Source organism: Mesorhizobium sp. M1143 (assembly GCF_040318435.1).
Classification (GTDB): domain Bacteria; phylum Pseudomonadota; class Alphaproteobacteria; order Rhizobiales; family Rhizobiaceae; genus Mesorhizobium.
In genome coordinates, this window is record NZ_JAMYMJ010000001.1 from 33,583 (window position 1) to 59,482 (window position 25,900).

The following is a 25,900-nucleotide window of genomic DNA, read 5'->3' on the forward strand; positions in this document are numbered from 1 at the left end:
GCTAAAACCATGAACTGGAAAACAACGACAGCCGCCATCGGGTTGGCGCTGCTCGCAACGACGAGCCTGGCCCGCGCCGATGGCGAGCTGAACATTTACAATTGGGGCAACTATACCAGCCCCGATGTGATCAAAAAGTTCGAAGCCAAATACAACGTCAAGGTGACCATCACCGATTACGATTCCAACGATACGGCGCTCGCCAAGGTACGCCAGGGCGGCACCGGCTTCGACATCGCCGTTCCGTCGCAAACCTACGTGCCGATCTGGATCAAGGAGGGCCTCGTGCAGGAGACCGATCCGGGCAAGATGGAAAACTTCAAGAACGTGGCGCCGGAATGGGCCAATCCAGACTTCGACCCCGGCCGCAAATATTCCGTGCCGTGGGCGCTGGGCACCGTCGGCGTCGTCGTCAACACCGATGCCTACAAGGGACCAGCCGACAGCTGGGGCATCATCTTCAACACGCCGGACGAGCTGAAGGGCAAGACCAATGTCGTTCCCGAGATGAATGACGTTATCTTCGCGGCGATCAAATATGTCGGCGGCCAGCAGTGCACCGACGACAAGACAGTGCTGAAGAAGGTGCGCGACACGCTTGTCGCGGCCAAGCCGAACTGGATCGCCATGGAATACAACACCATCGAAAAGATGGGCGCCGGCGACTTCAAGGCGACCAGCGACTGGAACGGTTCGGCGCTGCGTCAGCGGCTGGCCAATCCGGCCATCCATTACAATTATCCGAAGGAAGGCTACGGCCTGTGGAGCGATAACGTCGTCGTTCTCAAGGAAGCCAAAAATGTCGAGAACGCCAAGCTGTTCCAGAACTTCATCATGGATCCGGAAAACGCGGCCGGCCTCTCGGCCTTCCATCGCTACGCAAACGCCATTACCGGCTCGGACAAGTACATGCCGGCCGATATGAAGGATGCCCCGGAAGTCGTCATTCCGGAGGCTGCGAAGGCACAAGGCGAATTCCAGAAGATGTGCGCGCCTGAGATCCAGGACATCTACACCAAGATCTGGACCGAACTGCAGAAATAACCGCAGTCTGACAGACCCGGCGGCATGCGCCGCCGGGTCTTTTCTTTTCCGGAATGGCTTTCATGGACTCCTATCGCAACAGCGATCCGCGGCCGTCGATCATGCAGGGCTCGCCGCCTCAAATGGTGCTGCCGAAGCTCGACTGGGACCGGCCGCCATGGAATCGCTGGGCCTTCCAACACATCCGCGAATTCCTGCCGACCATCGAGGTCTGGCGCGGTAATGGCCATCGCCATCGTCTTGAGCGCGCAGAGACCGATCTCGACGCGCTGCCGGTGGAAGACAGCAAGGGCCGTCCGACGACGCTCGTTGGCCTGCTCGACGAGACCTACACGGACGGCTTCCTGGTGCTCAAAGACGGCAAGGTCGCCTATGAGCGCTATTTCAACGGCATGGCCGAGCGCACGCTGCATCTGTCGCAGTCGATGGCGAAGTCGGTAACAGGCACCGTGTTCGGTATTCTGGTTGGGCGCGGCTTGATCGACCCGGCCAAACCGGTGACCGCCTATCTGCAGGAGCTCGGCGGGACCGGCTGGGACGGCGCCAGCGTGCAGCATGTGCTTGACATGACGACGGGTGTTCGCTTTTCCGAGGAATACACCGATCGCTATTCCGATATCGGCCAGGTCGATGTCGCCACCGGCTGGAAGCCGGTGCCGCCGGACAGCGATCCGGATTTCCAATGGCCGCCGCATCTGTTCGAGTTGATCCTGCAGCTGAAGGACAAGGTGCGGCCGCATGGCGCCGCGTTCGAGTACCGCTCGATCGAGACCGACGTGCTTGCCTTCATCATGGAGCGGGTCACCGGTAAACGGCTGGCGCAGCTGGTGTCCGAGGAGCTGTGGCAAAAGCTCGGCGCCGACGAGAGCGCCTGCTTCACGGTCGACAGCGCCGGCTATGCGCTGGCCGATGGCGGCTTCAACGCGACGCTGCGAGACTACGCCCGCTTCGGCCAGTTGATCCTCGACAATGGCCGCGGCATCGTGCCGGCCGACTGGATCGAGGCGACGCGCAACGGCAGGCATGCGCCGGATTTCAATCCGAGCCTGCCGGAGGGCAGCTACCGCAACCAGTTCTGGATCGAAAACCCGCGCTCACGCGCACTGATGTGCCGGGGGGTGTTCGGGCAGATGATCCATATCGACTGGGACATCGGCATGGTCGTGGTCAAGCTTTCGACCTATCCGGATTTCAGCAATGTCGCCTATTCGGTGGCAACGCTGAAGGCGGTGCACACCATCGCCATGGCGCTTGGTTGACCCACAACAAATCACCCTCTGAGGAAACGTTCATGACCGGCAAGACCGCGTTCGAGACCCGCTACGGCTTCGCCCGCAATGAGGTGCTGCTCTCCAACTGGCGCGAAAGCCCGTTCAACCGCTGGTCGTTCCAGAACCTTGGCGAGCTGGTGCCTACCGCTCCCGTGGCGGCGACGCCGGGAAGCGTCGAGGCACCGGTGCGGGACCTGAGCGGCCTGCTCGGCGAAAACGTCTCCGTCGCCGGCGCGCCGGAGACGGTGGCCGAATTCCTCACACGTTCGAGCAGCGACGCGCTGACGGTGATGAAGGCTGGCAAGGTCATCGGCGACTGGTTCGCGCCCAATATGGATTTCGGCGCCCGTCACATCATCTTCTCGATCAGCAAATCGGTCACCGCCATCATCGCCGGCATATTGGAAGGCGAGGGCGTGTTCGATCCGGAGGTGCCGGTCACCCAGTACATTCCGGAAGCCGCCGGCTCGGCCTATGCCGATGCAAGCTGCCGGCATGTGCTCGACATGAGCGTCAGCCTCGACTTCGAGGAGGCCTATCTCGATCCCGAAAGCGCCTTTGCCCGTTACCGTCGCGCCACCCTGTGGAACCCGGGGGGCGGCATTGAAAGCCTGCGCGAATTCATTCTGACCTTGCAGCGGCTCGAAGAACCGCACGGCAAAACCTTCCGCTACCGTTCGCCCAATTCCGATCTGCTCGGCCTGCTGCTCGAACGAGCTTCCGGCCAGCGCTTCCCGGACCTGATGCGCGAGAAACTGTGGCTACCGCTGGGTGCAGTCAGCGAGGCTTCGATCGGCGTCGACATGGAAGGTACGGCGCGCACCGCCGGCGGCATTTCGGTGACGCCGCGCGACCTGGCGCGTATCGGCGAGATGATGCGGCAGGGCGGCACGGCCAATGGCCGCGGCATCGTGCCGGAAGGCTGGGTGCGCGATACGACCGTTGCCGGCGGCAGCGCGGAGGCCTGGCAGCGCGGCACAATGGTGCATCTGTTCCCGAAGGGCCGTTACCGTAACAAATGGTACCAGACGGGGGCGGCAAACGGCGCCTTCTGCGGCATCGGCATCCACGGCCAATGGCTCTACGTCAACCCGAAGACGGAAGTGGTGATTGCAAAAATGGGGTCGCAGCCGGTGCCTGAAGATTATCCGCTCGAACGCGAGATCGTTGCCTTTTTCGAGGCGCTGAGCGGGATGGTCTGAGGACGAGCCAAAGCAAGGCGCTTTCCTGTGGACCTCTTTGACGCTTGAGAACACTGCGGTTGGCGTGACGGACATCAGCGCCTATGGTCGCCGCTCTTTGCGACAGGGACCAGCATGGCAGCAGACAGCAAACGCATCGCATCCATCATCGCGGCAGAGATCGGGGCGCGGCCGGAGCAGGCATCAGCAGCTATAGGGCTGCTCGATGAGGGCGCGACGGTGCCGTTTGTGGCGCGCTACCGCAAGGAGGTCACCGGCGGGCTCGACGACACCCAATTGCGCGACCTTGCCGAGCGATTGGCCTATCTGCGCGAACTCGATGCGCGCCGCGATACCATTCTCGGTTCGATCCGCGAGCAGGGCAAGCTGACCGAAGAACTTGAGGCCAAAATTGTGGCTGCCGCCACCAAGGCTGAACTGGAAGACATCTACCTGCCCTACAAGCCCAAGCGGCGCACCAAGGCCGAGATCGCCCGGGAGCGCGGGCTGGGACCATTGGCGGAGGCTATTTTGGCCAACCGGTCGTTGGTGCCCGCCGAGGCGGCGCTGGCTTATGTGACCGAGGATGTGACCGACGCCAAGGCCGCACTGGAAGGCGCACGCGACATCCTGTCGGAACAGTTCGCGGAAAATGCCGATCTGGTCGGCAAGCTTCGCACCTACATGAAGGAGCGCGCTTTCATGCGTGCCCGTGTCGTCGACGGTAAGCAGGAGGCCGGGGCGAAATTCTCCGACTATTTCGAGCATGTTGAGCGTTGGGCAAATGTTCCGAGCCACCGCGCGCTGGCCATGCTGCGCGGCCGCAACGAAGAGGTGTTGTCGCTCGACATCGAGGTCGATGCCGACGATGCCTCGCCGGTGAAGCCGGTCGAGCGGATGATCGCCAATGCCTACGCCATCGGCGGCAGCCTGCCGGGCGACCGCTGGCTGATGGAAGTCGCCGGCTGGACCTGGCGGATCAAGCTTTCGCTGCACCTGACGCTCGATTTGATGCGCGACCTGCGCGAGCGGGCGGAGGAAGAGGCGATCCATGTCTTTGCACGCAACCTCAAGGATTTGCTTCTGGCGGCACCCGCCGGCTCGCGGCCGACCATGGGGCTCGATCCCGGCATCCGCACCGGCGTCAAGGTCGCGGTGGTAGATGGCACCGGCAAGGTGCTGGCGACGACGACCGTCTATCCATTTCCGCCGCGGAACGATGTGCGCGGCACACAGGCCCAGCTCGCAGCACTCATCCGCCAGCATAAGGTCGAGCTGATCTCGATCGGCAACGGCACCGGCAGCCGCGAGACTGAAAAGCTGGTCGCCGACATGCTGTCCGACATGCCTTCGGATGGTAGGCCAAAGCCGCTCAAGGTGATCGTCAGCGAGGCCGGCGCCTCGGTCTATTCGGCCTCGGCGACAGCGGCGGCTGAGTTTCCCGGGCTCGACGTGTCGCTGCGCGGTGCGGTGTCCATAGCCAGGCGGCTGCAGGATCCGCTCGCCGAACTGGTCAAGATCGAACCGAAATCGATCGGCGTCGGCCAGTACCAGCATGACGTCGACCAGTATCGGCTCGGCCGTTCGCTGGAAGCGGTGGTGGAGGACGCGGTCAATGCCGTCGGTGTCGATCTCAACACCGCCTCGGCGCCGCTTTTGGCCCGCGTGTCAGGCCTAGGCGCGTCGCTTGCCGATGCCATTGTCGCGCATCGCGATGCGACCGGGCCGTTCGCCAGCCGCAAGGAACTGCTCAAGGTGGCGCGGCTTGGACCGCGCGCGTTCGAACAATCCGCAGGCTTCCTGCGCATTGCCAATGGCAGCGAGCCGCTCGACGCCTCGTCGGTCCATCCGGAAGCCTATGGCGTGGCCAAGAAGATCGTCGCTGCCTGCGGCCGCGATGTGCGCTCGCTGATGGGCGACAGCGCAGCGCTCAAGGCGCTCGATCCGCGAGTCTTCGTCGACGAACGCTTCGGCCTGCCGACGGTGCGCGACATCATTGCCGAGCTGGAAAAGCCCGGCCGCGACCCGCGCCCCGGCTTCAAGACCGCAACCTTTGCCGATGGCATCGACGACATCAAGGATCTGAAGCCCGGCATGCTTCTGGAAGGCACCGTTACCAATGTCGCTGCCTTCGGCGCCTTCGTCGATATCGGCGTGCACCAGGACGGGCTGGTGCATGTCTCGCAACTGGCCGATCGTTTCATCAAGGACGCGCATGAGGTGGTGAAGGCCGGCGACGTGGTGAAGGTGCGGGTCGTCGATGTCGACATCAAGCGCAAGCGCATCGCGCTGTCCATGCGCAAGGACGGCGGCGAGGGCGGGACGCCGAAGGGGCCGCGCGACAATGGCGGCGGCAAGCCGGCGCAACCTTCGCCGATGCCGCAGCGTCAGCCGGAACGACCGGCACAGCAAGGCGCGTTTGGCGCAGCACTGGCCGATGCCTTGAAGCGGAAGTAGCCTCGAATGGTTCCTTGCAATCGCTAGAGCGTTATCTACCATCCTTGTGTGGAGATACGCGCGATATGGCAAGTTTCGAGAAAGTGAGTGTCCAAGACTTGGGGCGTCTTTGGGACGGGGGCATGGCGAGTGGCAGTTCGGTCGATGGAGACCAGGCTTTCGCCCGGATCAAAAGCAAGCTCGATGCGAAAGTTGCCGAACGCAAGTCGCAAAAACGCTGCGCTTCCAGCCGGAAACCGAGCCGATGAAGCGGAAGTAGCTACCAGGCCAGAACAGCCGGTTCCTTCTCAACCTGGCCCAGCAGCCAGTCGCGAAAGCTGGCGACCGGCGGATGGCCGCGCTTGTCGTTCGGGACGACGAGGTAGTAGGCGCTGCGGCTTTCCATCGGCTGTCCCGGCGCCGGCACGAGCTGACCGCGCTGCAATTCGCCGGCGATAAGAACTTGCGGCAGGAGCGCGACGCCAAGCCCCGCCATGCAGGCTTGGGCAACAGTGCCGAATTGCTCGAACTGCATGCCGGGTCCGATCGGTGCGCTCAAGTCCTGTTCCTCGAACCATTCGCCCCAGGCGCCAGGGCGCGTCGCCATGTGCAGCAGCGGCAGGCGGCTGATGTCGGCCGCAGCAGTGATGTCGCGGCTGGCGAGGAAGTCGGGCGAAACCACCGGCATCACGGTTTCGCGCATCAACAATGTAGAATCGGCGTCCGGCCAGTCCGGCTGGCCATGATGGATAGCGGCGTCGAGGCGTTCGCGGGCGAAGTCGAAGCGGCCGATGCGGGTGACAAAGTTGATGGTGATGTCAGGGTTTTCTGCGACGAAATCCGGGATCAGCGGCATCAGCCAGCGCGTGCCGAAGGTCGGCAGTATGGCGAGGTTCAGCATGCCGCTATGCCGGTTGCTCATCAATCCGAGCGCGGCGTCGCGCAATTGCCCGAGTGCCGCCCGCACGGCTTCGGCATAGATTTCGCCCGCCGTGGACAGCCGAACATTGCGGCTGTCGCGCTCGAACAGCCGGCGGCCGAACTGTTCCTCCAGAAGTGCTATCTGGCGGCTGACGGCCCCTTGGGTCAAATCGAGTTCCTGGGCGGCAGCGGTGAAGGAGCCAAGGCGGGCCACGGCCTCGAAGGCGGCAAGGGCGCTGGTGCTGGGTAAAAGCCGGCGTTGGACGTTCATGATCCATTACTAAACCTCATTGATCTGTGATGCAATTTTGTTTGATTTTTCCGAAGCGGAGGTGGATAAGCCCGAGCACTTCAAGATTTTGGGAGAGAGCGAAGCCATGGCCGCCGACAAGAACGCGTTCGTCTGGGAAGACCCCTTCCTGATCGAGAACCAGCTTTCCGAGGATGAGCGCATGGTGCGCGATGGCGCGGCCGCCTTTGCCGCCGACAAGCTCGCGCCGCGCATCGAGGAGGCCTATCTCGAGGAAAAGACCGACGCCGGCATTTTTCGTGAGATGGGCGAGGCCGGCCTGCTCGGCATCACCATTCCCGAGGAATATGGCGGGCTCGGCGCCAATTACGTCACCTACGGGTTGGTGGCGCGCGAGGTCGAGCGGGTCGATTCCGGCTACCGCTCGATGATGTCCGTGCAGTCGTCGCTGGTGATGTATCCGATCCATGCCTATGGCTCGGAAGAACAGCGCAAGAAATTTCTACCTAAGCTGGCCTCCGGCGAATGGATCGGCTGCTTCGGCCTGACCGAACCGGATGCGGGTTCCGATCCCGGCGGTATGAAGACGCGGGCCGAGAAGACCGCGAACGGGTACAGGATTTCCGGCTCGAAAATGTGGATCTCCAACGCGCCGATCGCCGATGTGTTCGTCGTCTGGGCGAAGCTCAAGGGCGACAACGGCAAGGACGAAATCCGCGGCTTCGTGCTGGAAAAGGGCATGAAGGGGCTTTCGGCACCGAAGATCGGCGGCAAGCTCAGCCTTCGCGCGTCGATCACCGGCGAAGTGGTGATGGAAGGCGTCGAGGTTGGCGAAGATGCGCTGCTGCCCAACGCCAGGGGCCTCGGCGGTCCGTTCGGCTGCCTCAACCGCGCGCGCTACGGCATTTCCTGGGGCGCGATGGGCGCGGCCGACGATTGCTGGCGCCGGGCGCGGCAATATGGCCTCGACCGCAAGCAGTTCGGCAAGCCGCTCGCCGGCACGCAGCTGTTCCAGAAGAAGCTCGCCGACATGCAGACCGAGATCGCGCTGGGCCTGCAGGCCAGCTTGCGGGTCGGAAGGCTGATGGACGAGGGCAAGATGGCACCGGAGATGATCTCGATCGTCAAGCGCAACAATTGCGGCAAGGCGCTCGACATCGCCCGCCAGGCCCGCGACATGCATGGCGGCAACGGCATCCAGATCGGCTACCACGTCATGCGCCACGCGCAGAACCTGGAGACGGTCAACACCTATGAAGGCACGCATGACGTGCATGCGCTGATCCTTGGCAGGGCTCAGACGGGGATACAGGCGTTTTTCTAAGCTGTGCCGAATTCAAGTGAGGCCGGCCTGCAAATGGCCGATACCTGCGCTTCCGGTGCTCGCGTACCAAAAGTACGCTCTGCTCCGGTTCTCGGTATCAGCCATTTTCGACTCGGCCTGACCTGAATCTCGACACAGCGTAGCCGGCTTCGGCTGCTTAATTTAGGTGCAGCGCAACATCTCTGCTTGGAGAATGGCCAATAGATGTGTCAGGGTTCGGCTGAAGAAACGCCGATCTCCGGGGCCCCATGGCAATACTGGCAGCCGTCTACCACCTGACCCATTACAAATACGACCGGCCGGTGGTTCTCGGGCCCCAGGTCATCAGGCTGCAGCCGGCACCGCATTCCCGCACCAAGGTGCTCAGCCATTCGCTGAAGGTCGGGCCGGCGAACCACTTCGTCAATCTGCAGCAGGACCCCTACGGCAATTTCCTGGCCCGCTTCGTCTTCCCGGAGCCGGTGACGGAATTGAAGATCGAGGTCGACCTCGTCGCCGACATGACGGTCTACAATCCGTTCGATTTCTTCGTCGAGCCATCGGCCGAGACCCTCCCGTTCGAGTACCCCGAAGACATCAGGGACGATCTCGCCATCTACCGCACGCCGGAGCCGGCGGGGCCGCTGCTGTCTGCTTTCCTCGCAACCATCGACCGTAGCGCCACCAACACCGTCAATTTCGTCGTCGACCTCAATGCGCGGCTGCAGCGGGAGATCGCTTATATCGTGCGGATGGAAACCGGCGTGTTCTCGCCGGAGGAAACGCTGGCCGCGAAAAAGGGATCGTGCCGGGATTCGAGCTGGCTGCTGGTGCAAATCCTCAGGAATCTAGGCCTCGCCGCGCGTTTCGTCTCAGGCTATCTGATCCAGCTGAAGCCCGATCTGGTCGCGCTCGATGGCCCAGCCGGAACCGCCGTCGACTTCACCGACCTGCACGCCTGGTGCGAGGTCTATCTGCCGGGCGCCGGCTGGATCGGCTTCGATCCGACGTCCGGCCTGCTCACCGGCGAAAGCCATGTGCCGCTGGCGGCCACGCCGCATTTCCGCAACGCCGCGCCCATTTCCGGCATTGCGAGCTTTGCCAATGTCGAGTTCGGCTTCGACATGCGTGTCGACCGCATTGCCGAACATCCGCGCATCACCAAGCCGTTTTCGGATGAGAGTTGGCAGGCGCTGGATGCGCTGGGCAACAAGGTCGACGCCGCACTTCAAGCGGGTGATGTCAGGCTGACAATGGGCGGCGAGCCGACCTTTGTGTCGATCGACGATTTCGAGTCCGCCGAGTGGAACACCGCCGCCGTCGGCCCGACCAAGCGCGAAAAGGCCGATGCGTTGATCCGGAAACTGCGCGAGCGCTTCGCGCCGGGCGGTTTCCTCCATTACGGCCAGGGCAAATGGTATCCGGGCGAGAGCCTGCCGCGTTGGACCTTCTCGCTGTATTGGCGCACCGACGGCCAGCCGGTGTGGAGCGATCCGTCGCTGATCGCACACGAAAAGAGCGATGCGAAGGTCGGGCCGCAGCAGGCGAAAAGCCTGCTGACGGCAATCGCCGGCGAACTCGGCATCGACAAGGCGATGGTCAGCGAGGCCTATGAGGACCCGGCCGAATGGCTGCTGAAGGAAGGTAAGCTGCCCGACAATGTCGATCCGTCCAACTCCAAACTGGAAGACCCCGAAGAGCGCAGCCGCATGGCGAAAGTGTTCGAGCGCGGGCTGACCAGGCCGTCCGGCTATGTGCTGCCGGTCCAGCGCTGGAACAGCCAGGCATCGGACCCGCGCTGGCGCTCGGAGAAGTGGAAGACGCGGCGCGGGCGGCTGTTCCTGGTGCCGGGCGATTCCCCGGTCGGCTACCGCCTGCCGCTGGGCACGCTGCCCTATGTGCCGCCGGCACAGTTCCCCTATATCGTGCCGGTCGATCCGTCGCTGCCGCGTGGACCGCTGCCGGCGCGGGAAGCCATACTGCCAGAACCGGCTCCGGCCGAGCTGGAAGGCGCCGACGAGATGGCGCGGCGCCAGCAGGCGATTTCTTTCACTGCGACGACCGGCCAGCAAGACCGGGTGGAGCAGGAGATCACCGAGATCGGCGGCGCGGTGCGTACAGCACTTTCGGTCGAGCCGCGCGACGGGCGGCTTTGCGTGTTCATGCCGCCGGTCGAGGCGCTGGAAGACTATCTCGAACTCGTCGCAGCCGCCGAAAACGCGGCCAAGGCGATCGGCCTTCCCGTCCATATCGAAGGCTATGGACCGCCGCACGATCCGCGCCTCAACGTCATCAGGGTGGCACCCGATCCCGGCGTCATCGAGGTCAACATCCATCCGGCTGCCAACTGGCAGGACTGCGTGGCGACGACGACGGCGATCTACGAGGAAGCACGGCAGACGCGGCTTGGCGCCGACAAGTTCATGATCGACGGCCGCCACACCGGTACCGGCGGGGGCAACCATGTCGTCGTCGGCGGCGCGACGCCCAATGACAGCCCGTTCCTGCGCCGGCCCGATCTGTTGAAGAGCCTGGTGCTGCAATGGCAGCGGCGCCCGTCGCTGTCCTATCTATTCTCCGGCCTGTTCATCGGCCCGACCAGCCAGGCGCCGCGCTTCGACGAGGCGCGGCACGATTCGCTTTACGAACTCGAGATCGCGATGGCGCAGGTGCCGCACCCGGGCCAGGGCAACCCACCGCTGCCTTGGCTGGTCGACCGACTGTTTCGCAACCTGTTGACCGATGTCACCGGCAATACGCACCGCTCGGAAATCTGCATCGACAAGCTGTTTTCGCCCGATGGCCCGACCGGCCGGCTTGGGCTTGTTGAGTTCCGCGGTTTCGAGATGCCGCCCAATGCGCGCATGTCGCTGGCGCAGCAATTGCTGGTACGCGCCATCATCGCCCGTGCGTGGAACAACCCGCTTGATGGCCGCTTCGTGCGCTGGGGCACCTCGCTCCATGACCGTTTCATGCTGCCGCACTATGTCTGGGCGGATTTCCTCGACGTGCTCGACGACCTCAAGCTCAACGGGTTCGAATTCCGGCCGGAATGGTTCGATGCCCAGCTGGAGTTCCGCTTTCCGTTCTGCGGCGAAGTCCAGCATGCCGGCATCAAGCTGGAACTGCGGCAGGCGCTGGAGCCGTGGCATGTCATGGGCGAGCAAGGCGCAATCGGCGGCACTGTGCGTTTCGTCGACTCCTCGGTCGAACGGCTGCAGGTCAGGACCGAAGGCCTCAACCCGGAACGTCATGCCATTGTCTGCAATGGCCGAATCGTGCCGATGAAGGTCACCGACAATCGCGAGGTCGCGGTGGCCGGTGTGCGCTTCAAGGCCTGGCAGCCTTCGTCGGGCCTGCATCCGGCGCTGCCGGTCAACACGCCTTTGGTTTTCGACATTTACGACCGTTGGTCGGGGCGGGCGGTGGGCGGCTGCGTCTACCATGTCGCGCATCCAGGTGGGCGCAGCTACGACACCTTCCCGGTCAACGGCAATGAGGCTGAGGCGCGGCGTCTCGCCCGCTTCGAGCCGCGCGGCCATACGCCGTCGGCCTATGTGGTGCGCAATGAAGAAGCCTCTGAAGACTTCCCCATGACCCTTGACCTCAGGCGGCCAGCAAGACTCTGATCAGCGATGGCAAAGGGGAATCAGAAAAAGGTCCGCGGCAAGCCGCTGAGGCACAGTCTGCTGGAGCACTATCAGCCGATTGACGGCGTCGTCGACGAGATGGTCGATGCTTCGGGCCATCCGCGTCCGGCCTGGGCGCCCTTCATCGAGGCGCTGGAGGAGCTGGGTCCCGAAAAGCTGGGCCAGCGCTTTGCCCGCGCCGACCAGTATCTGCGCGACGCCGGCGTTTATTATCGCGTCTACGACAAGGCCGGCGCCAACGAGCGCGAATGGCCACTGGCGCATATCCCGCTGCTGATCGAAGACAAGGAATGGGCCGGGATCAGCGCCGGTCTCGTCCAGCGCGCCGAGCTTTTCGAGGAGATAGTCGCTGATATTTACGGGCCGAACCGGCTGATCGAGAAGGGAATCCTGCCGGCAGGCCTGATTGCGGCGAGCCCCGAATATTTGCGCCCCGTCGTCGGCACCATGCCGGCCAGCGGTCATTTCCTGCATTTTTGCGCCTTCGAGCTCGGCCGTGGGCCGGATGGAAGCTGGTGGGTGCTGGGCGACCGCACGCAGGCGCCGTCGGGCGCCGGCTTTGCGCTGGAAAACCGCGTCGCCACGACGCGGGCTTTGTCCGACATCTATGGCGAGATGCATGTGCATCGCCTGGCCGGTTTCTTCCGTCGCTTTCGCGATGCTCTGATCGGCATGGCGAAGGAGAATGACGGCCGCGTCGCCATTCTGACGCCGGGGCCGCTCAACGAGACCTATTATGAGCACGCCTATATCGCCCGCTATCTCGGCATCATGCTGCTCGAGGGCGAGGATCTGACCGTCTCCGGCGGCAAGCTGATGGTGCGCACGGTTTCCGGGCTGATGCCGATCAGCGTGCTGTGGCGGCGGCTCGATGCCGCCTTTGCCGATCCGCTGGAACTGAGGTCGGACTCGCATATCGGCACGCCGGGGCTGGTCGAGGCGATCCGCCGCGGCACGGTTTCGACGGTCAATGCGCTGGGTTCGGGCTTGATGGAAACCCGGGCGCTGCTCGCTTTCCTGCCGAAGATTTCGCGCGCATTGCGCGGCGAAGAACTTCTGTTGCCAAGCGTCGCCACCTGGTGGTGCGGGCAAGCAACCGAACGGGCCCATGTGCTTGCCAATATCGATCGCATGGTGATCGGTCCGGCGCTGTCGACGCGGCTGGCCTTCGAGGATGACGGCCAGACCAGGCTCGGTTCGGCACTGACGCCGGAGGAACGCATCGCGCTGATCGCGCGCATCGAGAGCGATGGCAGCGGTTTCGTCGGCCAGGAAGCGGTGACGCTGTCAACGACGCCGGTCTATGTCGGCGGCTGGCTGGAACCGCGACCGGCAAGCCTGCGCGTTTATCTGGCGCGCACGCCCGATGGCTGGACGGTAATGCCGGGCGGTTTCGCCCGTGTCGGCCTATCGCTCGACCCGACGGCCATCGCCATGCAGCGCGGCGGCCAGGCGGCCGACGTCTGGGTGGTCAGCGACCGGTCGGTCGAGCGCGAGACGCTGCTGCCGCAGGAGCATGACAGCTTCGTCCGCACCATGCCGGGCAGCCTGCCCAGCCGCGCGGCGGAAAACCTGACCTGGCTCGGCCGCTATATCGAGCGTTCGGAAGATACGGTGCGTATCCTGCGCGCCTATCATGTGCGGCTGGCCGAGACGTCCGATCCTGACATGCTGCTGCTCGCCGATATAAGGGACTATCTCGAACCCTTCGGCATCGATCTCGAAGCGGCCATTCCGCCCGGATTGATCGGCACGCTGGACAGCGCCGTCTACAGCGCCGGACAGATCCGCGACCGCTTTTCACCCGATGGCTGGCTGGCGCTGAAGGACCTGTCGAAGACCATTCATCAGTTCGCCACCACGGTGGCGCCGGGTGACGACGCGACACGGGCGATGACGGTCATGCTGCGCAAGTTGGCCGGCTTTTCCGGCCTGTTGCACGAGAATATGTACCGTTTCACCGGCTGGCGTTTCCTCGAGATCGGCCGGCGGATCGAGCGCGGCATCCAGATCGCCCGTACGCTAGCCCGACTGACAAGGTCCGGTGCGCCGGACGGCTCGCTCGACATGATGCTGGAGATCGGTGACAGCGTCATGACCCACCGCCGGCAATATCCGGTGCGGGCCGGACGGCGCACGGTGATCGACCTCTTGGCGCTCGACCCACTCAACCCGCGCTCGATCCTGTTCCAGCTCGAACGGCTGAAGGCGGAGATCGGCCTGTTGCCATCGGTTGGGCCGGAGGGGCATATGTCGGTCGCGGCCAAGGAAATCCTGCAGCTCAACACGGCAATTGCCGTCATGGAGCCATCGGAGATGTCGGCGGAAGTGCTGGACGATCTCGCAACTGAGATCGGCAACCTCTACAGCAGCCTGGCTAAAGCGTATTTCGGTTAACATGCTGTACGATATCAGGCTTCATCTCAGCTACGATTATGACGCCGCGGCCGGCGGCAGCCGGCATCAGGTGCGTGTATTGCCGCCGACCATTGCCGGCGTGCAGCGCGTGATCGCGGCCTCGCTTTCGTTTGTGCCGACCCCATCGGAGCGCACGGATTTTGCCGATTTCTTCGGCAACAATGTCACCGCGATCGCCTTTCGCGACGTCCATGACGGGCTCGACATCAGAATGAGCGCGCGCGTGTCGGTGTCACGGCCGGAGCCTGGGCTCGACGTGTCGCCCGATCTGCAGCGCCTGCGGGAAGAACTCGGCGCCGTACGGTCACTGGCGCCGGATGCACCGCATCACTTTCTCGCCGCCAGCGATCATGCCGGCATCGATGCGGCGATCACCGCCTATGCTCGCGACAGCGCCGGCGGCTCGACGGTCGGCATGGCCATCGATCTGTGCAACCGCATCCACCGCGACTTCACCTATGACGGGGAAGCGACCACGGTGCGTACCGGGGCCAGCGATGCCTTCCGTTTGAAGCGGGGCGTGTGCCAGGACTTCTCCCACATCATGATCGCCGGCCTGCGCGGTCTAGGTATTCCTGCGGGTTATGTCAGCGGCTTCCTGCGCACCATTCCACCGAAAGGGAAGCCGCGGCTCGAAGGCGCCGATGCCATGCATGCCTGGGTCAAGGTGTGGTGTGGGCGCGATGCCGGCTGGCAGGAATTCGACCCGACCAATGGCATGCGGGCCAGCAACGACCACATCACCGTTGGCTATGGCCGCGACTATTCCGACGTGGCTCCGATCGTCGGCGTGCTGAAAACCACCGGCGGCCAGGTCGGCGACCAGGCCGTCGACGTCATCCCGGTCGCGCTCGAGAAGGCCTGACAGCCTCGTAGCACAGCTTCTCAACAACGGCCATGCCCGTTATGCTCGGTCGAAACTTCGGGGAGGATCGGTCGGCAGGCATGCTGATGCGGAGTTCGGTATTGACGGCAATCAGTGTCATCATCCCGGCGCACAATGCGGCGGCAACCATTGCGGCCACGCTGGCCTCGCTTCGTTCCGAAGCCGAGGTTATCGGCGAGGTGCTGCTGGTCGACGATTCCTCCTCGGACGGGACGGCAGAAGCCGCGCTGAATGCCGCCACGCAATTCTCGTTGCCGTTGCGCGTGCTCAAGAGCAGCTGCCGGGACGCGGGCGGCTCCCGCAATGTGGCGCTGGCGCAGGCGCAATGCTCCTGGATCTACCTGATCGACGCCGACGACTTGCATCTGGAGGGCGGGCTGCGGTCGATGCTGGTCCGGGCGGGGGCGCAGCCGGCCGCCGACATGGTGATCGGCGCCTACCGTCGGCGCACCGATGGCGAGAACCGGAACCTCAAGCTTCCAGCCGGCTACATAGAAGACGGTATAGCCAATGCCTCGGCCTATCTGGAAGGTCATATCCGCTCGATCGCCGTGGGCAGTGCGCTGGTTTCCCGGCGGGTCGTCGGCGACACGCGCTTCCCGACCGGGCTTGCCTATGACGAGGACACGCTGTTCTGGTCCAGGCTGATGGGCAGGGCGTCGCTTGCCCTGATCGTGCATCCCGTCATGATCTACCACGTTTCGGCAGTGCGTTCTGATGATCGCTTCATCACCAGGCCGGTGCGCCGCTTTCTCGACTGGCGGCTGGCGCTGCGCGAGCTGACTGACTGTGGCATCCCACTGTCGTCGCTAAAGACCAGGGAGGGGCTGGTCGCCCTCAAGATCGCCCGGGTTCACTATGCGCGCGGTGATCTGGAGACGGCGGCGCGGTTCCTGAGGATCGCGGCGGCGGCGCCGAAGGTGCGGTCGAATACCTGGCGCTGCAGGCGCTACCAGCTGAAGCTGGCGCTGCGGCGCTGGTTTTCCTCTCCGCGCGTCCAGTTGCAACGTGCCTGAATCAGCCCCGCCGCAGCTTGCCGTCATTGTCATCGGCTATCGCGCGCCGGCTCAAATCGTCGAGGCGGTGACATCCCTGCTGGATCAGGATGAGCCGCTCGAGATCATGGTGGTCAACTCGGGCGGAGGCGAGGTCATGGCGCTGCTGACCGGCGCCGGGGTCAAGGTGCCAGTGATCGAGGTCGGTCGAAGGCTGTTTGTAGGCGCAGCCCGCAATCTCGGCATTGCGGCCACCAAAGCGCCTTTCGTTGCCTTTCTTGCCGATGATTGCCTCGCCTGTTCGGGCTGGGCCGAGGCACGGATGCAGCGGCATCTGGCTGGCGACCGCGCCGTGGCGAGCGCGATGGTGAATAGCCATCCGCGCAATCTGATCGCCTGTGCGGCTCATCTGATCATGTTCATGCGACGGCTTCCCGGTCTGCCGTCGGATCGTGCGCTGCGTTACGGCGTGTCGTTCGATCGGCGGCTGTTCGATGAATTTGGCTTGTTCGATGAAACCATGCCTGCTGCCGAAGACACCGAATTCCTGGGGCGGCTGCCGCAGGAACTGCAGCCGGTGTGGGAGCCTAAGGTGCAAACCGTTCATCGCAACGAAACCCGGCTGTCCAGATTGCTTGCCGATCAGTACAGGCGCGGCTGTCGCCGCGGCGATTACCTCGCAGCGTCTGCCCTGAACACTCCGTTTCGGTGTTTTCGCGACACGTTTCGCGATCGGCGGAATGCCCGCAAGCTGGCGAAGATCGGGCTTTCCGATCGGGATCGAACTTTCGCGATGATGTCGATGCCAATTGTCTGGCTTGCCCTGCTGGTCAAATCCGTGGGTGTCTATATTGGCGTGCGAAATCGCGTGAAAGCGGCAACAAGAAAATGATAACGAGCCAAATCAAGCCTCGACGCTGGCGACGGAGCCGACTGTTCTGGACGCGCCAGAGAACGGTCGCAGTTTTCAGCTATCGTTATGACGCGCATCTGGTTGCCGATCTGATCACCAATATCGATCCGGTCGTTGACGGCTGGATTGCCTATGACGATCGCGGGGCGACCGGCGTGTTCAGCAGCGAGCCGCAGCGGCGGCGGATCTTACTCGACGCAGCGCATGAAGCTGCCGCCGACTGGATCCTGGCTATTGATCCCGATGAGCGGCTGGAACGCGGTACCGCGGAGCGGATCGGACAGCTGACGGGGGATTACAGGCGTATGGCCTGGGGGTTCCGGCTCCGCGAATTGTATTCGCCGACCGAGTACCGGGTCGACGGGCTGTGGGCCGAAAAGTTCCAGTATCGTCTGTTCAGAGCCTACGATCCGGCGAAGTACCGACCAGAGGACCTGCACGGGCTCTGGTATCCTCCCGATCTTGGTTTCAAGGCCCGCAACAGCGGGCTCAACCTCTATCATTTAAAGATGATGGAGCCGAAGCGGCGGATCGCCCGCCGCAATCTCTACCACCACCTTGATCCAAAGGGGCTCCTGCAGGATGTGGGCTATGACTACCTTGCCGATGAGGCAGGGGCCGTGTTCGAACAGATTCCGCCCGGGCGCGACTACCATCCGCCTCACGTCGACGATGGCGGCCTCTGGATGGCCGTGCCGGCTGGTGCCACCATTGGTGGACCCGACCACATTCCATAGCAACGGGGTGGAACCAGCAGTCGGCCTGGCGCTTATCTACGAGAAAAATCTCGTGGAGCGGGCATGCTTGACAAATCTGGGACGCCATCCGGCCGGTCGGCTGCCGGACAGGGGGACGATGGAGCGCCGAAGAACGGCGCGCAGACCGCTGCCGAACAGGCCTCGCTCACCTATATCAGCGACAGCGAGCCGGGGATCCGGCGCCTGAAGGCGGGCGAAGGCTTTTCCTACAAGGGCGCGAAAGGACAGGCCGTCGGCGCGGCAGCCATTGCCCGCATCAAGGCGCTGGCCATTCCGCCGGCATGGACGGATGTGTGGATCTCGCCCGATCCCGCCGGCCACATCCAGGCGACCGGCCGCGACCAGCGCGGGCGCAAACAGTACCGCTACCATCCGCTGTGGGCCGCCGAGCGCGACGGCGCCAAATACTCCAGCCTTGTCGCCTTTGCCGAAAGCCTGCCGGAGCTTCGCCGCCGGATCGATGCCGATCTGCGCCGCCGTGGCCTGCCGGCCGAGCGCGTCGTGGCGGCAATTGTCTGGCTGCTCGACAACACGATGATCCGGGTCGGCAATGCCGCCTATGCCCGCGACAACAAGAGCTTTGGGCTGACGACGCTACGCGACCGCCACGTCGACATCAAGGGATCCAGCCTGCGCTTTGCCTTCAAGGGCAAGTCCGGCAAGGAATGGAAGTTGAAGCTGGTCGACCGCCGCATCGCCCGGGTCGTGCGCGGCGCGCAGGATATTCCGGGGCAGCAACTGTTCCAATATCTCGACGAGGACGGCGAGCGGCATGGAGTGCGCTCCGACGATGTCAACCGCTATATCCGCGACGCGATCGGCGCCAATTTCAGCTCCAAGCATTTCCGCACCTGGGGCGGCACCATCCATGCCGCGTCGCTGTTTGCGCGGACGGAGCTTCCCGAAAGCCAGGCGCAGACCAAGCGTGTGATGAACGCGGTCATCGACAAGGTGGCCGAGCGGCTCGGCAACACACGCGCCGTCTGCCGCAAATGCTACATCCATCCACAGGTTTTCGAAGCCTGGGTGGAAGGGCGGCTGCTTAGCGAAATGACCGAGGCCAACAAGCGCAAGCGAGCGATCGACGGTCTCGATGATGAAGAGGCTCTTGTGCTGAGATGGTTGAAGGCAAGCGAAGGCTGACAAAAATGGCGTAACTTTTTTGTCGACGCCATGTCGGCACAGGCCCTACTGTTTCGTCCTTTGAGACAGAAAAGGACGTCCCATGCTCTACGCTATCCTCTGCTATGCCTCCGAAGATGTCGTCTCCTCCTGGAGCAAGGCACAGGATGACGAGGTCATGGCAAAGCTCATGCATGTGCAGGAAAAATATGCTCAAGCCGGCCGGCTTGGGCCGGTGGCGCGGCTTTTGCCCACCACCGCCGCGACGACGCTGCGCAAGGTCAAGGGCGAATCGGTCGTCATCGACGGCCCGTTTGCCGAGACCAAGGAACAGTTCCTCGGCTTCTACACGCTGGAATGCGCCGATCTCGACGAAGCCGTCGACTTCGCGCGCGAGCTTTCCGAGGTCAATCCCAGCGGCGGATCCTATGAGATCCGACCGGTTTCCGTCTTCAACCCAACCAGAGTAGCCACATGACAGACCTCGCCTGGATAAGCTCGGCGATCAGCGCTGCCCGCCCGCAGGCTATGGGTGCGCTGCTGCGCTATTTCCGCAATCTCGATACGGCGGAGGAAGCTTTCCAGGACGCGTGCCTGAGGGCACTCAAGAACTGGCCGCAGAACGGGCCGCCGCGCGATCCTGCGGCCTGGCTAATCTTTGTCGGCCGCAACACCGGCATCGACGCGGTGCGCAAGCGCGCCAAGCAGGCGCCAATGCCGGAAGAGGACCAGATCTCGGACTTGGAAGATGCCGAGAGCGATATCGCCGAACGGCTGGACGGCGCGCACTACCGCGATGACATATTGCGGCTCTTGTTCATCTGCTGCCATCCGGATCTGCCGCCTACGCAGCAGATCGCGGTGGCGCTGCGCATCGTCTCCGGTCTCACAGTCAAGCAGATCGCGCGTGCGTTCCTGGTCGGCGAAAGCGCCATGGAACAGCGCATCACGCGCGCCAAGGCGCGCATTGCCGATGCCGGCGTGCCGTTCGAGACGCCCGGAGCGGTCGAGCGCTCGGAGCGGCTCGCCGCCGTTGCCGCCATGGTCTATCTGATCTTCAACGAAGGTTATTCCACCAACAGCGGCGAGGCGCCGGCGCGTGCGCCGCTTTGCGAGGAAGCGATCCGGCTGGCGCGCCTGTTGCTGCGGCTGTTCCAGACCGAGCCGGAGATCATGGGTCTGACGGCATTGCTTTTGCTGCAGCATGCGCGCGCGCCGGCCCGCTTCGACGAGAATGGCGAGATCGTGCTGCTCGACGACCAGGACCGCTCGCTGTGGAGCCGCAAGATGATCGACGAAGGCCTGGCGCTGGTCGACAAGGCCCTGCGCCACCAGAAGCCCGGACCCTACCAGGTGCAGGCGGCGATCGCCGCCCTTCATGCGCGGGCGGCAACCCCCGAGGAGACCGACTGGACCGAGATCGACCTGCTCTACAGCCTGCTGGAGGCGATGCAACCTTCGCCGGTGGTGACGCTGAACCGCGCGGTTGCGGTCGCCAAGGTGCGCGGGCCGGAAGCTGCCCTCGCCATGATCGAGCCGCTTGGCGAGAGGCTGTCCGGCTATTTCCACTTCTTCGGCCTCAAGGGCGGTCTGTTGATGCAGCTCGGCCGTGGCGAAGAGGCGCGTGTCGCCTTCGATCGCGCCATTGCGTTGGCCAACACGGCAGCGGAAGCCGCCCATATCCGCATGCATATCGACCGGCTGATGCGAGACGGAGCCGTGAAGGCGCCGGCGAAGACAGCGCACTAAGCCTGTTCCTCCTCTGGCTCAATCGTGCAATCTCGGCTTGGACCATGCCGGGGTGGCGATTTTCCCCTGAAACGAGTAATGGCACGCCATGACAGCGCCCGCGGCATGCGGGCGATAATGGCGCCAAGGCTCGACCGCCGCCCTATGATGGCGAGCGGATCTGAAAGGGATAAAAATGACGATAGCGAAGGAAACGGCCGAACTTCTGGCGAAACTGGGTGTGGCCAAGGACGCGCTGACCGGCGGCGACCTCGTCGTGCGCAGCCCGGTGACGGGTGAACAGATCGCGGCGCTGAAGACGATTTCGCCGGCCGATGCGGCCAAGACCATCGATGCCGCGCACACGGCGTTCCAGGCCTGGCGGATGGTGCCGGGTCCCCGGCGCGGCGAACTGGTGCGGCTGCTCGGCGAGGAGTTGCGCGCGCACAAAACCGAGCTTGGCCGGCTGGTGTCGATCGAGGTCGGCAAGATCCCGTCGGAAGGCCTCGGCGAAGTCCAGGAAATGATCGACATCTGCGATTTCGCCGTCGGCCTTTCCCGCCAGCTCTACGGTCTAACCATCGCCACCGAGCGTCCGGGACATCGCATGATGGAGACCTGGCATCCGCTCGGCGTCGTCGGCGTCATTTCGGCCTTCAATTTCCCGGTCGCGGTGTGGTCGTGGAACGCGGCGCTGGCGCTGGTCTGCGGCGACGCCGTGGTGTGGAAGCCTTCGGAAAAGACGCCGCTGACGGCGCTCGCCTGCGAGGCGATTTTTGCCGGCGCGGTCAAGCGCTTCGGCGCGGATGCGCCGCAGGGCCTGGCACCGGTGCTGATTGGCGACCGCTCCGTCGGCGAGATCCTGGTCGACCACCCGAAGGTGGCGCTGGTTTCGGCCACCGGCTCGACCCGCATGGGCCGGGATGTCGGCCCGCGTCTGGCCAAGCGCTTTGCCCGCGCCGTGCTCGAACTCGGCGGCAACAATGCCGGCATCGTCTGCCCGACCGCCGATCTCGACATGGCGCTGCGCGCCATCGCCTTTGGCGCCATGGGCACCGCCGGCCAGCGCTGCACGACGCTGCGGCGCCTGTTCGTGCATGACAGCGTCTATGACGCGCTGCTGCCGCGGCTGAAGAAGGCCTATGAGAGCGTCTCGGTCGGCAATCCGCTGGAGACGTCTTCGCTCGTCGGGCCGCTGATCGACAAGGCGGCCTTCGACGCCATGCAGAAGGCGCTCAAGGAAGCCACCGCTCACGGCGGCAAGCTGACCGGCGGTTCGCGGGTCGAGAATGGCCATCCCGATGCCTATTACGTGCATCCGGCGCTGGTCGAAATGCCGAAGCAGGTGGCTCCTGTCACCGAAGAAACCTTCGCGCCGATCCTCTACGTGATGAAATATTCCGATTTCGATGCCGTGCTCGACGAGCACAATGCGGTCGGCGCCGGACTGTCGTCGTCGATCTTCACCCGCGACCTGCAGGAATCCGAGCGCTTCCTCGGCGTCGATGGTTCGGATTGCGGCATCGCCAACGTCAACATCGGCACGTCGGGCGCCGAGATCGGCGGCGCCTTCGGCGGCGAGAAGGAAACCGGCGGCGGCCGCGAGAGCGGCTCCGATGCCTGGAAGGCCTATATGCGCCGCGCCACCAACACGGTGAACTATTCCAAGGCGCTGCCGCTGGCGCAGGGCGTGTCATTCGACATCGATTGAGATGCTGCGCCCGGCCTTTGACCAGTTGATCCACCCGAACTCGTCGGGCGGATCGCTGCCGCTCGCGCGGATCGTTCCGCTTTCAGGCTTCGCCCCCGCTGTCCAGATGTCCGTATCCCGACGGCGGAAAGGCCACCTCGGCCATGCGCCCGGACGGGTCCTCGCGGTCGGCACGATCGGCTGCGCAACAGCGTCTGCGCCGAACGTTCAGCCAGCGTGCGGCGACGCCGGTCGGCAGGCTTCGAACGCGGCATCGATAACGGCAAGCTTGGCGGCCTGGACGGTCATGTATTCCTGGTAGAAGCTGTTCGACACCCACATCACCGAATGCCCGCGCTGGCCTAGCCAGCCGACGCTGCCGAGCTTTTCGGCGTCGCGCAATTTGCGCGCAAGATGGGTGCGCGAGAGTTTTAGCCAACTGGCGAATTCGCCGATCGAAACCACGCTGGTCGGGATCCGGTCGAGGCCGGCATTGTCGGGATCGATGCCAGACATCAGCCAATCCATGACGATGCCGCCATTGTTGAGCCAGATGAACAGCGAAAACGTCTGCTTGGGCTCACGCACAGGGTTGGAGGAGAGCAGGCCTTCCGCCACCAGCGGCTGCAGCCTGGCAATCATGCCGTGCTGCTCGAGAAAGGCGGCGAGACGGTCGCCGCCGTCGAGACCGTCGAGCGTGCGCAGATGCGCAACCACCCAGCCATCGAATTCCTTCAGCGTCGCTGCCGTCACCTGAAAGGGATGGGCTCGTCCATCACCGGTGTGCGGCAGGTATTCGATGATGTGATAGTACAGCATCTCCTTGATGAAGGCTTCGGCCGTGTTGCGGCTGGCGACGGAATAGTGAAGCACGGCATCGATGAAGCGGGCCAGTGTCAGTTCCGTGCGGGGATCGCGCGGGTCGCGGGCGAAATGCAGGGCTAGGCCGGTGTGAGCCAGCAACCAGCGCTGTTGCGTGGCGAACACGGCGGCCAGGCGTGGGCTCGTTTCATAGATATGCAGCAGCGCCTTCGACTGCGCCTCGACATGACGGTGCAGCGCCGGATGGCCGGCAATATATTCGAAATTCAGCGCCATCCTCCTCGTCCTCCGGCCAGCCCCCCGGCAGCGAAGACGTGCAATCACATTTCCAGCCTTAGCTGCCCGTGTCCAGCCATGCCAACCCGGAAAAAAGGCCTAGAGCGAGCCTGGGCTATCGTTCCGGCTATTACGGCCGCAACCGCGAGGTGAAGGAGAGCCATCGCGTCCTAGCCACGAAGACCACATCGTGGCAAACTTCTTGTTAACCACATGCTCGGTGAAAATATCGGATTAACCTCAGATGCCACTATCGAGGTTATGTTCCGTTCCTTAGCGTTCAATATGAGTTCAAGGGATGTGTGGATTCGGGGGTTATTTCGGGTCAATCCGGGATGCGGAAGCTTTGCTCACGCACATGGTAGCCGCAATTGCCCATCGTGGGCCGGATGAGCAAGGGAAATTCGTAGCACCCGATGCCGGGCTCGGGCATGCGCGGCTGTCGGTGATCGGCATCGGCGATGGCCAGCAACCGATGTCCGACGAGGCCGGCAATTTGACGATTGCGTTCAACGGCGAGATTTTCAACTACATAGAACTGCGCGAAGGGCTGATCGCCAAGGGCCGGCACTTTCGGACGTCGAGCGACACAGAGGTCATCCTTCAGCTCTATGAGGAGATGGGCGAAGACTGCTTGTCTCTCCTGAACGGTGATTTCGCCTTGGCGATATGGGACAATCGGCAGCGACGAATGGTGCTTGCACGAGACCGGATGGGTGTCCGGCCGCTGTTCTACACAAGCAAGGACGGGGTGCTTTACTTTGCCTCGGAGATCAAAGCCCTGCTGAAGGTCCCGGGCGTCTCCGCTGAAATTGATCCGATTGCGCTGGACCAGATCTTTACGCTGTGGGCGCCGATCGCTCCGCGCACGGCGTTCCGCAATATCCACGAGTTGGAACCGGCAAGTGTGATGATTGCGACGCAGGGGCAGGTCACGGTCAAGCGGTACTGGCACCTGGACTATCCGCATCGTGATGAGCCGTCGAAGATCACGAACGAGGACCACGCGGCAGAGGAGTTGCAAGCCCTTCTGACCGATGCGGTGAGGCTTCGCATGCGGGCCGACGTGCCGGTCGGTTCCTATCTTTCCGGAGGGCTCGATTCGTCGCTCGTTTCGGCGCTTGCCGCCGGCATGACTCCTCGGAGACTGGAGACATTTTCCGTAACCTTCGACAGCGCCGAGCATGACGAAAGCGCCTTTCAGATCGAAATGGCCTCGGCGCTCGGCACGCGCCACCACGCCATAGAATGCGGCGCCCGCGATATCGCCGGGGTCTTTCCTGAGGTCGTCCGCTTTGCCGAGCGGCCGATCATCCGCACGGCGCCAGCGCCACTCTACAAATTATCCGCCCTGGTTCGCCAGGCCGGCCTGAAGGTGGTGCTGACGGGTGAAGGCGCCGACGAGGTCTTCGCCGGCTACGACGTCTTCAAGGAGGCGCGTGTCCGCCGGTTCTGCGGGCGGCAGCCCACATCGCGCATAAGGCCGCAGCTGTTCCGCCGGCTTTACCCGTATCTGCCGGGCCTGCAACAGCAATCGGTGGAGTATCTGGCTGCCTTCTTCGGCACCAGCAACGCTGCCCTCGACGATCCGCTGTTCTCGCATCGGCCACGCTTCAAGACCACGGCGGCGGCGAAAATCTTCTTTTCCGGCGATCTGCGTGCGACGTTGAAGGGCTATGACGCGGCTGAAGAGCTGACCAGCCGCCTGCCCGAGGCGTTTTCCCTATGGCATCCACTGCATCAGGCGCAGTATCTCGAAACCCGCTTCCTCCTGCCCGGCTACATCCTCTCCAGCCAAGGCGATCGGATGGCCATGGCGCACGGCATCGAAGGGCGGTTTCCTTTCCTGGATCATCGCGTGGTAGAGTTCGCGGCAAGACTTCCGCCGGAGATGAAACTGCAAGGCTTGATGGAGAAGCACATATTGCGCAAGGTGGCCAGGCACCACCTTCCGGCGACGATCGGCAAACGCACCAAGCAACCTTACCGCGCCCCGGAGGCCCGCTCCTTCGTCGGGGCGGAGGAACTAGACTATGTTCGTGACTGCCTGGGCGAGGCGAGCATTACCGCCGGCGGCCTGTTCAACGCCAAGGCGGTGGCCAAGCTCCACGAGAAATGCCGCATGGAGACCGCGACCGGATTTCGCGACAACGCCGCCTTCGTCGGCATTCTGTCGACGCAGCTGTGGCAGAAGAATTTCGCCGGCCAAGCGGTCGGCGCGGCAAGAGCGGCCTGA

At 63.7% G+C, this 25,900-nt stretch carries 19 protein-coding genes; 17 read left to right on the top strand and 2 right to left on the bottom strand.

The features are described from left to right. The first annotated feature begins 9 nt into the window (after nt 1-9). The 5 genes from NKH35_RS00175 to NKH35_RS00195 all read left to right on the top strand — a co-directional run bounded on the left by NKH35_RS00175 (nt 10) and on the right by NKH35_RS00195 (nt 6,201). A complete protein-coding gene (locus tag NKH35_RS00175) occupies nt 10-1,044 on the top strand; it encodes an ABC transporter substrate-binding protein (protein WP_023671767.1) in 1,035 nt (344 codons plus the stop codon). A 62-nt stretch (nt 1,045-1,106) separates the two neighbouring features. Further along, nucleotides 1,107-2,303, top strand: coding sequence for a serine hydrolase domain-containing protein (locus NKH35_RS00180; RefSeq protein ID WP_352913043.1), 1,197 nt, complete (start codon nt 1,107-1,109; stop codon nt 2,301-2,303). Between the two features lie 32 nt (nt 2,304-2,335). Further along, nucleotides 2,336-3,517, top strand: a complete 1,182-nt coding sequence (locus NKH35_RS00185; protein WP_352913045.1) for a serine hydrolase domain-containing protein — start codon at nt 2,336-2,338, stop codon at nt 3,515-3,517. A 114-nt stretch (nt 3,518-3,631) separates the two neighbouring features. Further along, nucleotides 3,632-5,953: a Tex family protein gene (locus tag NKH35_RS00190; protein WP_352913047.1), complete on the top strand. Its 2,322-nt coding sequence runs from the start codon at nt 3,632-3,634 to the stop codon at nt 5,951-5,953. Between the two features lie 65 nt (nt 5,954-6,018). Next, nucleotides 6,019-6,201 carry a hypothetical protein gene (locus NKH35_RS00195; protein ID WP_352913048.1) on the top strand — a complete coding sequence of 61 codons (183 nt, stop codon included), beginning with the start codon at nt 6,019-6,021 and terminating at the stop codon, nt 6,199-6,201. A gap of 11 nt (nt 6,202-6,212) precedes the next feature. Here the strand turns inward: NKH35_RS00195 and NKH35_RS00200 are convergent, their stop codons facing one another. Beyond that, nucleotides 6,213-7,124 (bottom strand): LysR family transcriptional regulator, encoded by a 912-nt coding sequence (locus NKH35_RS00200; protein WP_352913050.1) that lies wholly within the window; start codon nt 7,122-7,124, stop codon nt 6,213-6,215. A gap of 106 nt (nt 7,125-7,230) precedes the next feature. On the opposite strand from NKH35_RS00200, the gene NKH35_RS00205 reads away from it, so the two are divergent. The 11 genes from NKH35_RS00205 to amaB all read left to right on the top strand — a co-directional run bounded on the left by NKH35_RS00205 (nt 7,231) and on the right by amaB (nt 22,587). Then, on the top strand, nt 7,231-8,427 hold the full coding sequence (locus NKH35_RS00205; RefSeq protein ID WP_352913052.1) for an acyl-CoA dehydrogenase: 1,197 nt from the start codon (nt 7,231-7,233) through the stop codon (nt 8,425-8,427). Between the two features lie 248 nt (nt 8,428-8,675). Then, the gene (locus tag NKH35_RS00210) at nt 8,676-12,035 is read left to right on the top strand and encodes a transglutaminase family protein (RefSeq protein WP_352913053.1); all 3,360 of its coding nucleotides are present in this window, start codon (nt 8,676-8,678) and stop codon (nt 12,033-12,035) included. Between the two features lie 6 nt (nt 12,036-12,041). Then, complete coding sequence (locus NKH35_RS00215; protein ID WP_023703955.1) at nt 12,042-14,453, top strand: circularly permuted type 2 ATP-grasp protein; 2,412 nt, start codon at nt 12,042-12,044, stop codon at nt 14,451-14,453. 1 nt (nt 14,454) lies between these two features. Next, the gene (locus tag NKH35_RS00220) at nt 14,455-15,339 is read left to right on the top strand and encodes a transglutaminase family protein (RefSeq protein ID WP_023683456.1); all 885 of its coding nucleotides are present in this window, start codon (nt 14,455-14,457) and stop codon (nt 15,337-15,339) included. Nucleotides 15,340-15,440: 101 nt separating this feature from the next. Then, a complete protein-coding gene (locus tag NKH35_RS00225) occupies nt 15,441-16,376 on the top strand; it encodes a glycosyltransferase family 2 protein (RefSeq protein WP_352913055.1) in 936 nt (311 codons plus the stop codon). Further along, nucleotides 16,369-17,247: a glycosyltransferase family 2 protein gene (locus NKH35_RS00230; protein WP_023725134.1), complete on the top strand. Its 879-nt coding sequence runs from the start codon at nt 16,369-16,371 to the stop codon at nt 17,245-17,247. Before NKH35_RS00225 ends, NKH35_RS00230 begins: the two co-directional genes overlap by 8 nt. Continuing rightward, entirely contained in the window at nt 17,244-18,005 is a 762-nt protein-coding gene (locus tag NKH35_RS00235) for a hypothetical protein (protein WP_023686315.1), read from the top strand. Before NKH35_RS00230 ends, NKH35_RS00235 begins: the two co-directional genes overlap by 4 nt. Nucleotides 18,006-18,068: 63 nt before the next feature. Further along, complete coding sequence (locus NKH35_RS00240) at nt 18,069-19,169, top strand: DNA topoisomerase IB (RefSeq protein ID WP_023686314.1); 1,101 nt, start codon at nt 18,069-18,071, stop codon at nt 19,167-19,169. A gap of 82 nt (nt 19,170-19,251) precedes the next feature. After that, nucleotides 19,252-19,626 (top strand): YciI family protein, encoded by a 375-nt coding sequence (locus NKH35_RS00245; protein WP_023671781.1) that lies wholly within the window; start codon nt 19,252-19,254, stop codon nt 19,624-19,626. Then, nucleotides 19,623-20,897 (top strand): RNA polymerase sigma factor, encoded by a 1,275-nt coding sequence (locus NKH35_RS00250; protein ID WP_023707663.1) that lies wholly within the window; start codon nt 19,623-19,625, stop codon nt 20,895-20,897. Before NKH35_RS00245 ends, NKH35_RS00250 begins: the two co-directional genes overlap by 4 nt. Nucleotides 20,898-21,072: 175 nt before the next feature. Beyond that, the gene (gene amaB / locus NKH35_RS00255; protein ID WP_023671784.1) at nt 21,073-22,587 is read left to right on the top strand and encodes an L-piperidine-6-carboxylate dehydrogenase; all 1,515 of its coding nucleotides are present in this window, start codon (nt 21,073-21,075) and stop codon (nt 22,585-22,587) included. A gap of 207 nt (nt 22,588-22,794) precedes the next feature. Here amaB and NKH35_RS00260 read toward each other — a convergent pair whose 3' ends face one another. Beyond that, nucleotides 22,795-23,664, bottom strand: a complete 870-nt coding sequence (locus tag NKH35_RS00260) for a hypothetical protein (RefSeq protein WP_023737698.1) — start codon at nt 23,662-23,664, stop codon at nt 22,795-22,797. A gap of 298 nt (nt 23,665-23,962) precedes the next feature. Here NKH35_RS00260 and asnB point away from each other — a divergent pair, with 298 nt between their 5' ends. After that, a complete protein-coding gene (gene asnB / locus NKH35_RS00265; RefSeq protein WP_023735002.1) occupies nt 23,963-25,900 on the top strand; it encodes an asparagine synthase (glutamine-hydrolyzing) in 1,938 nt (645 codons plus the stop codon).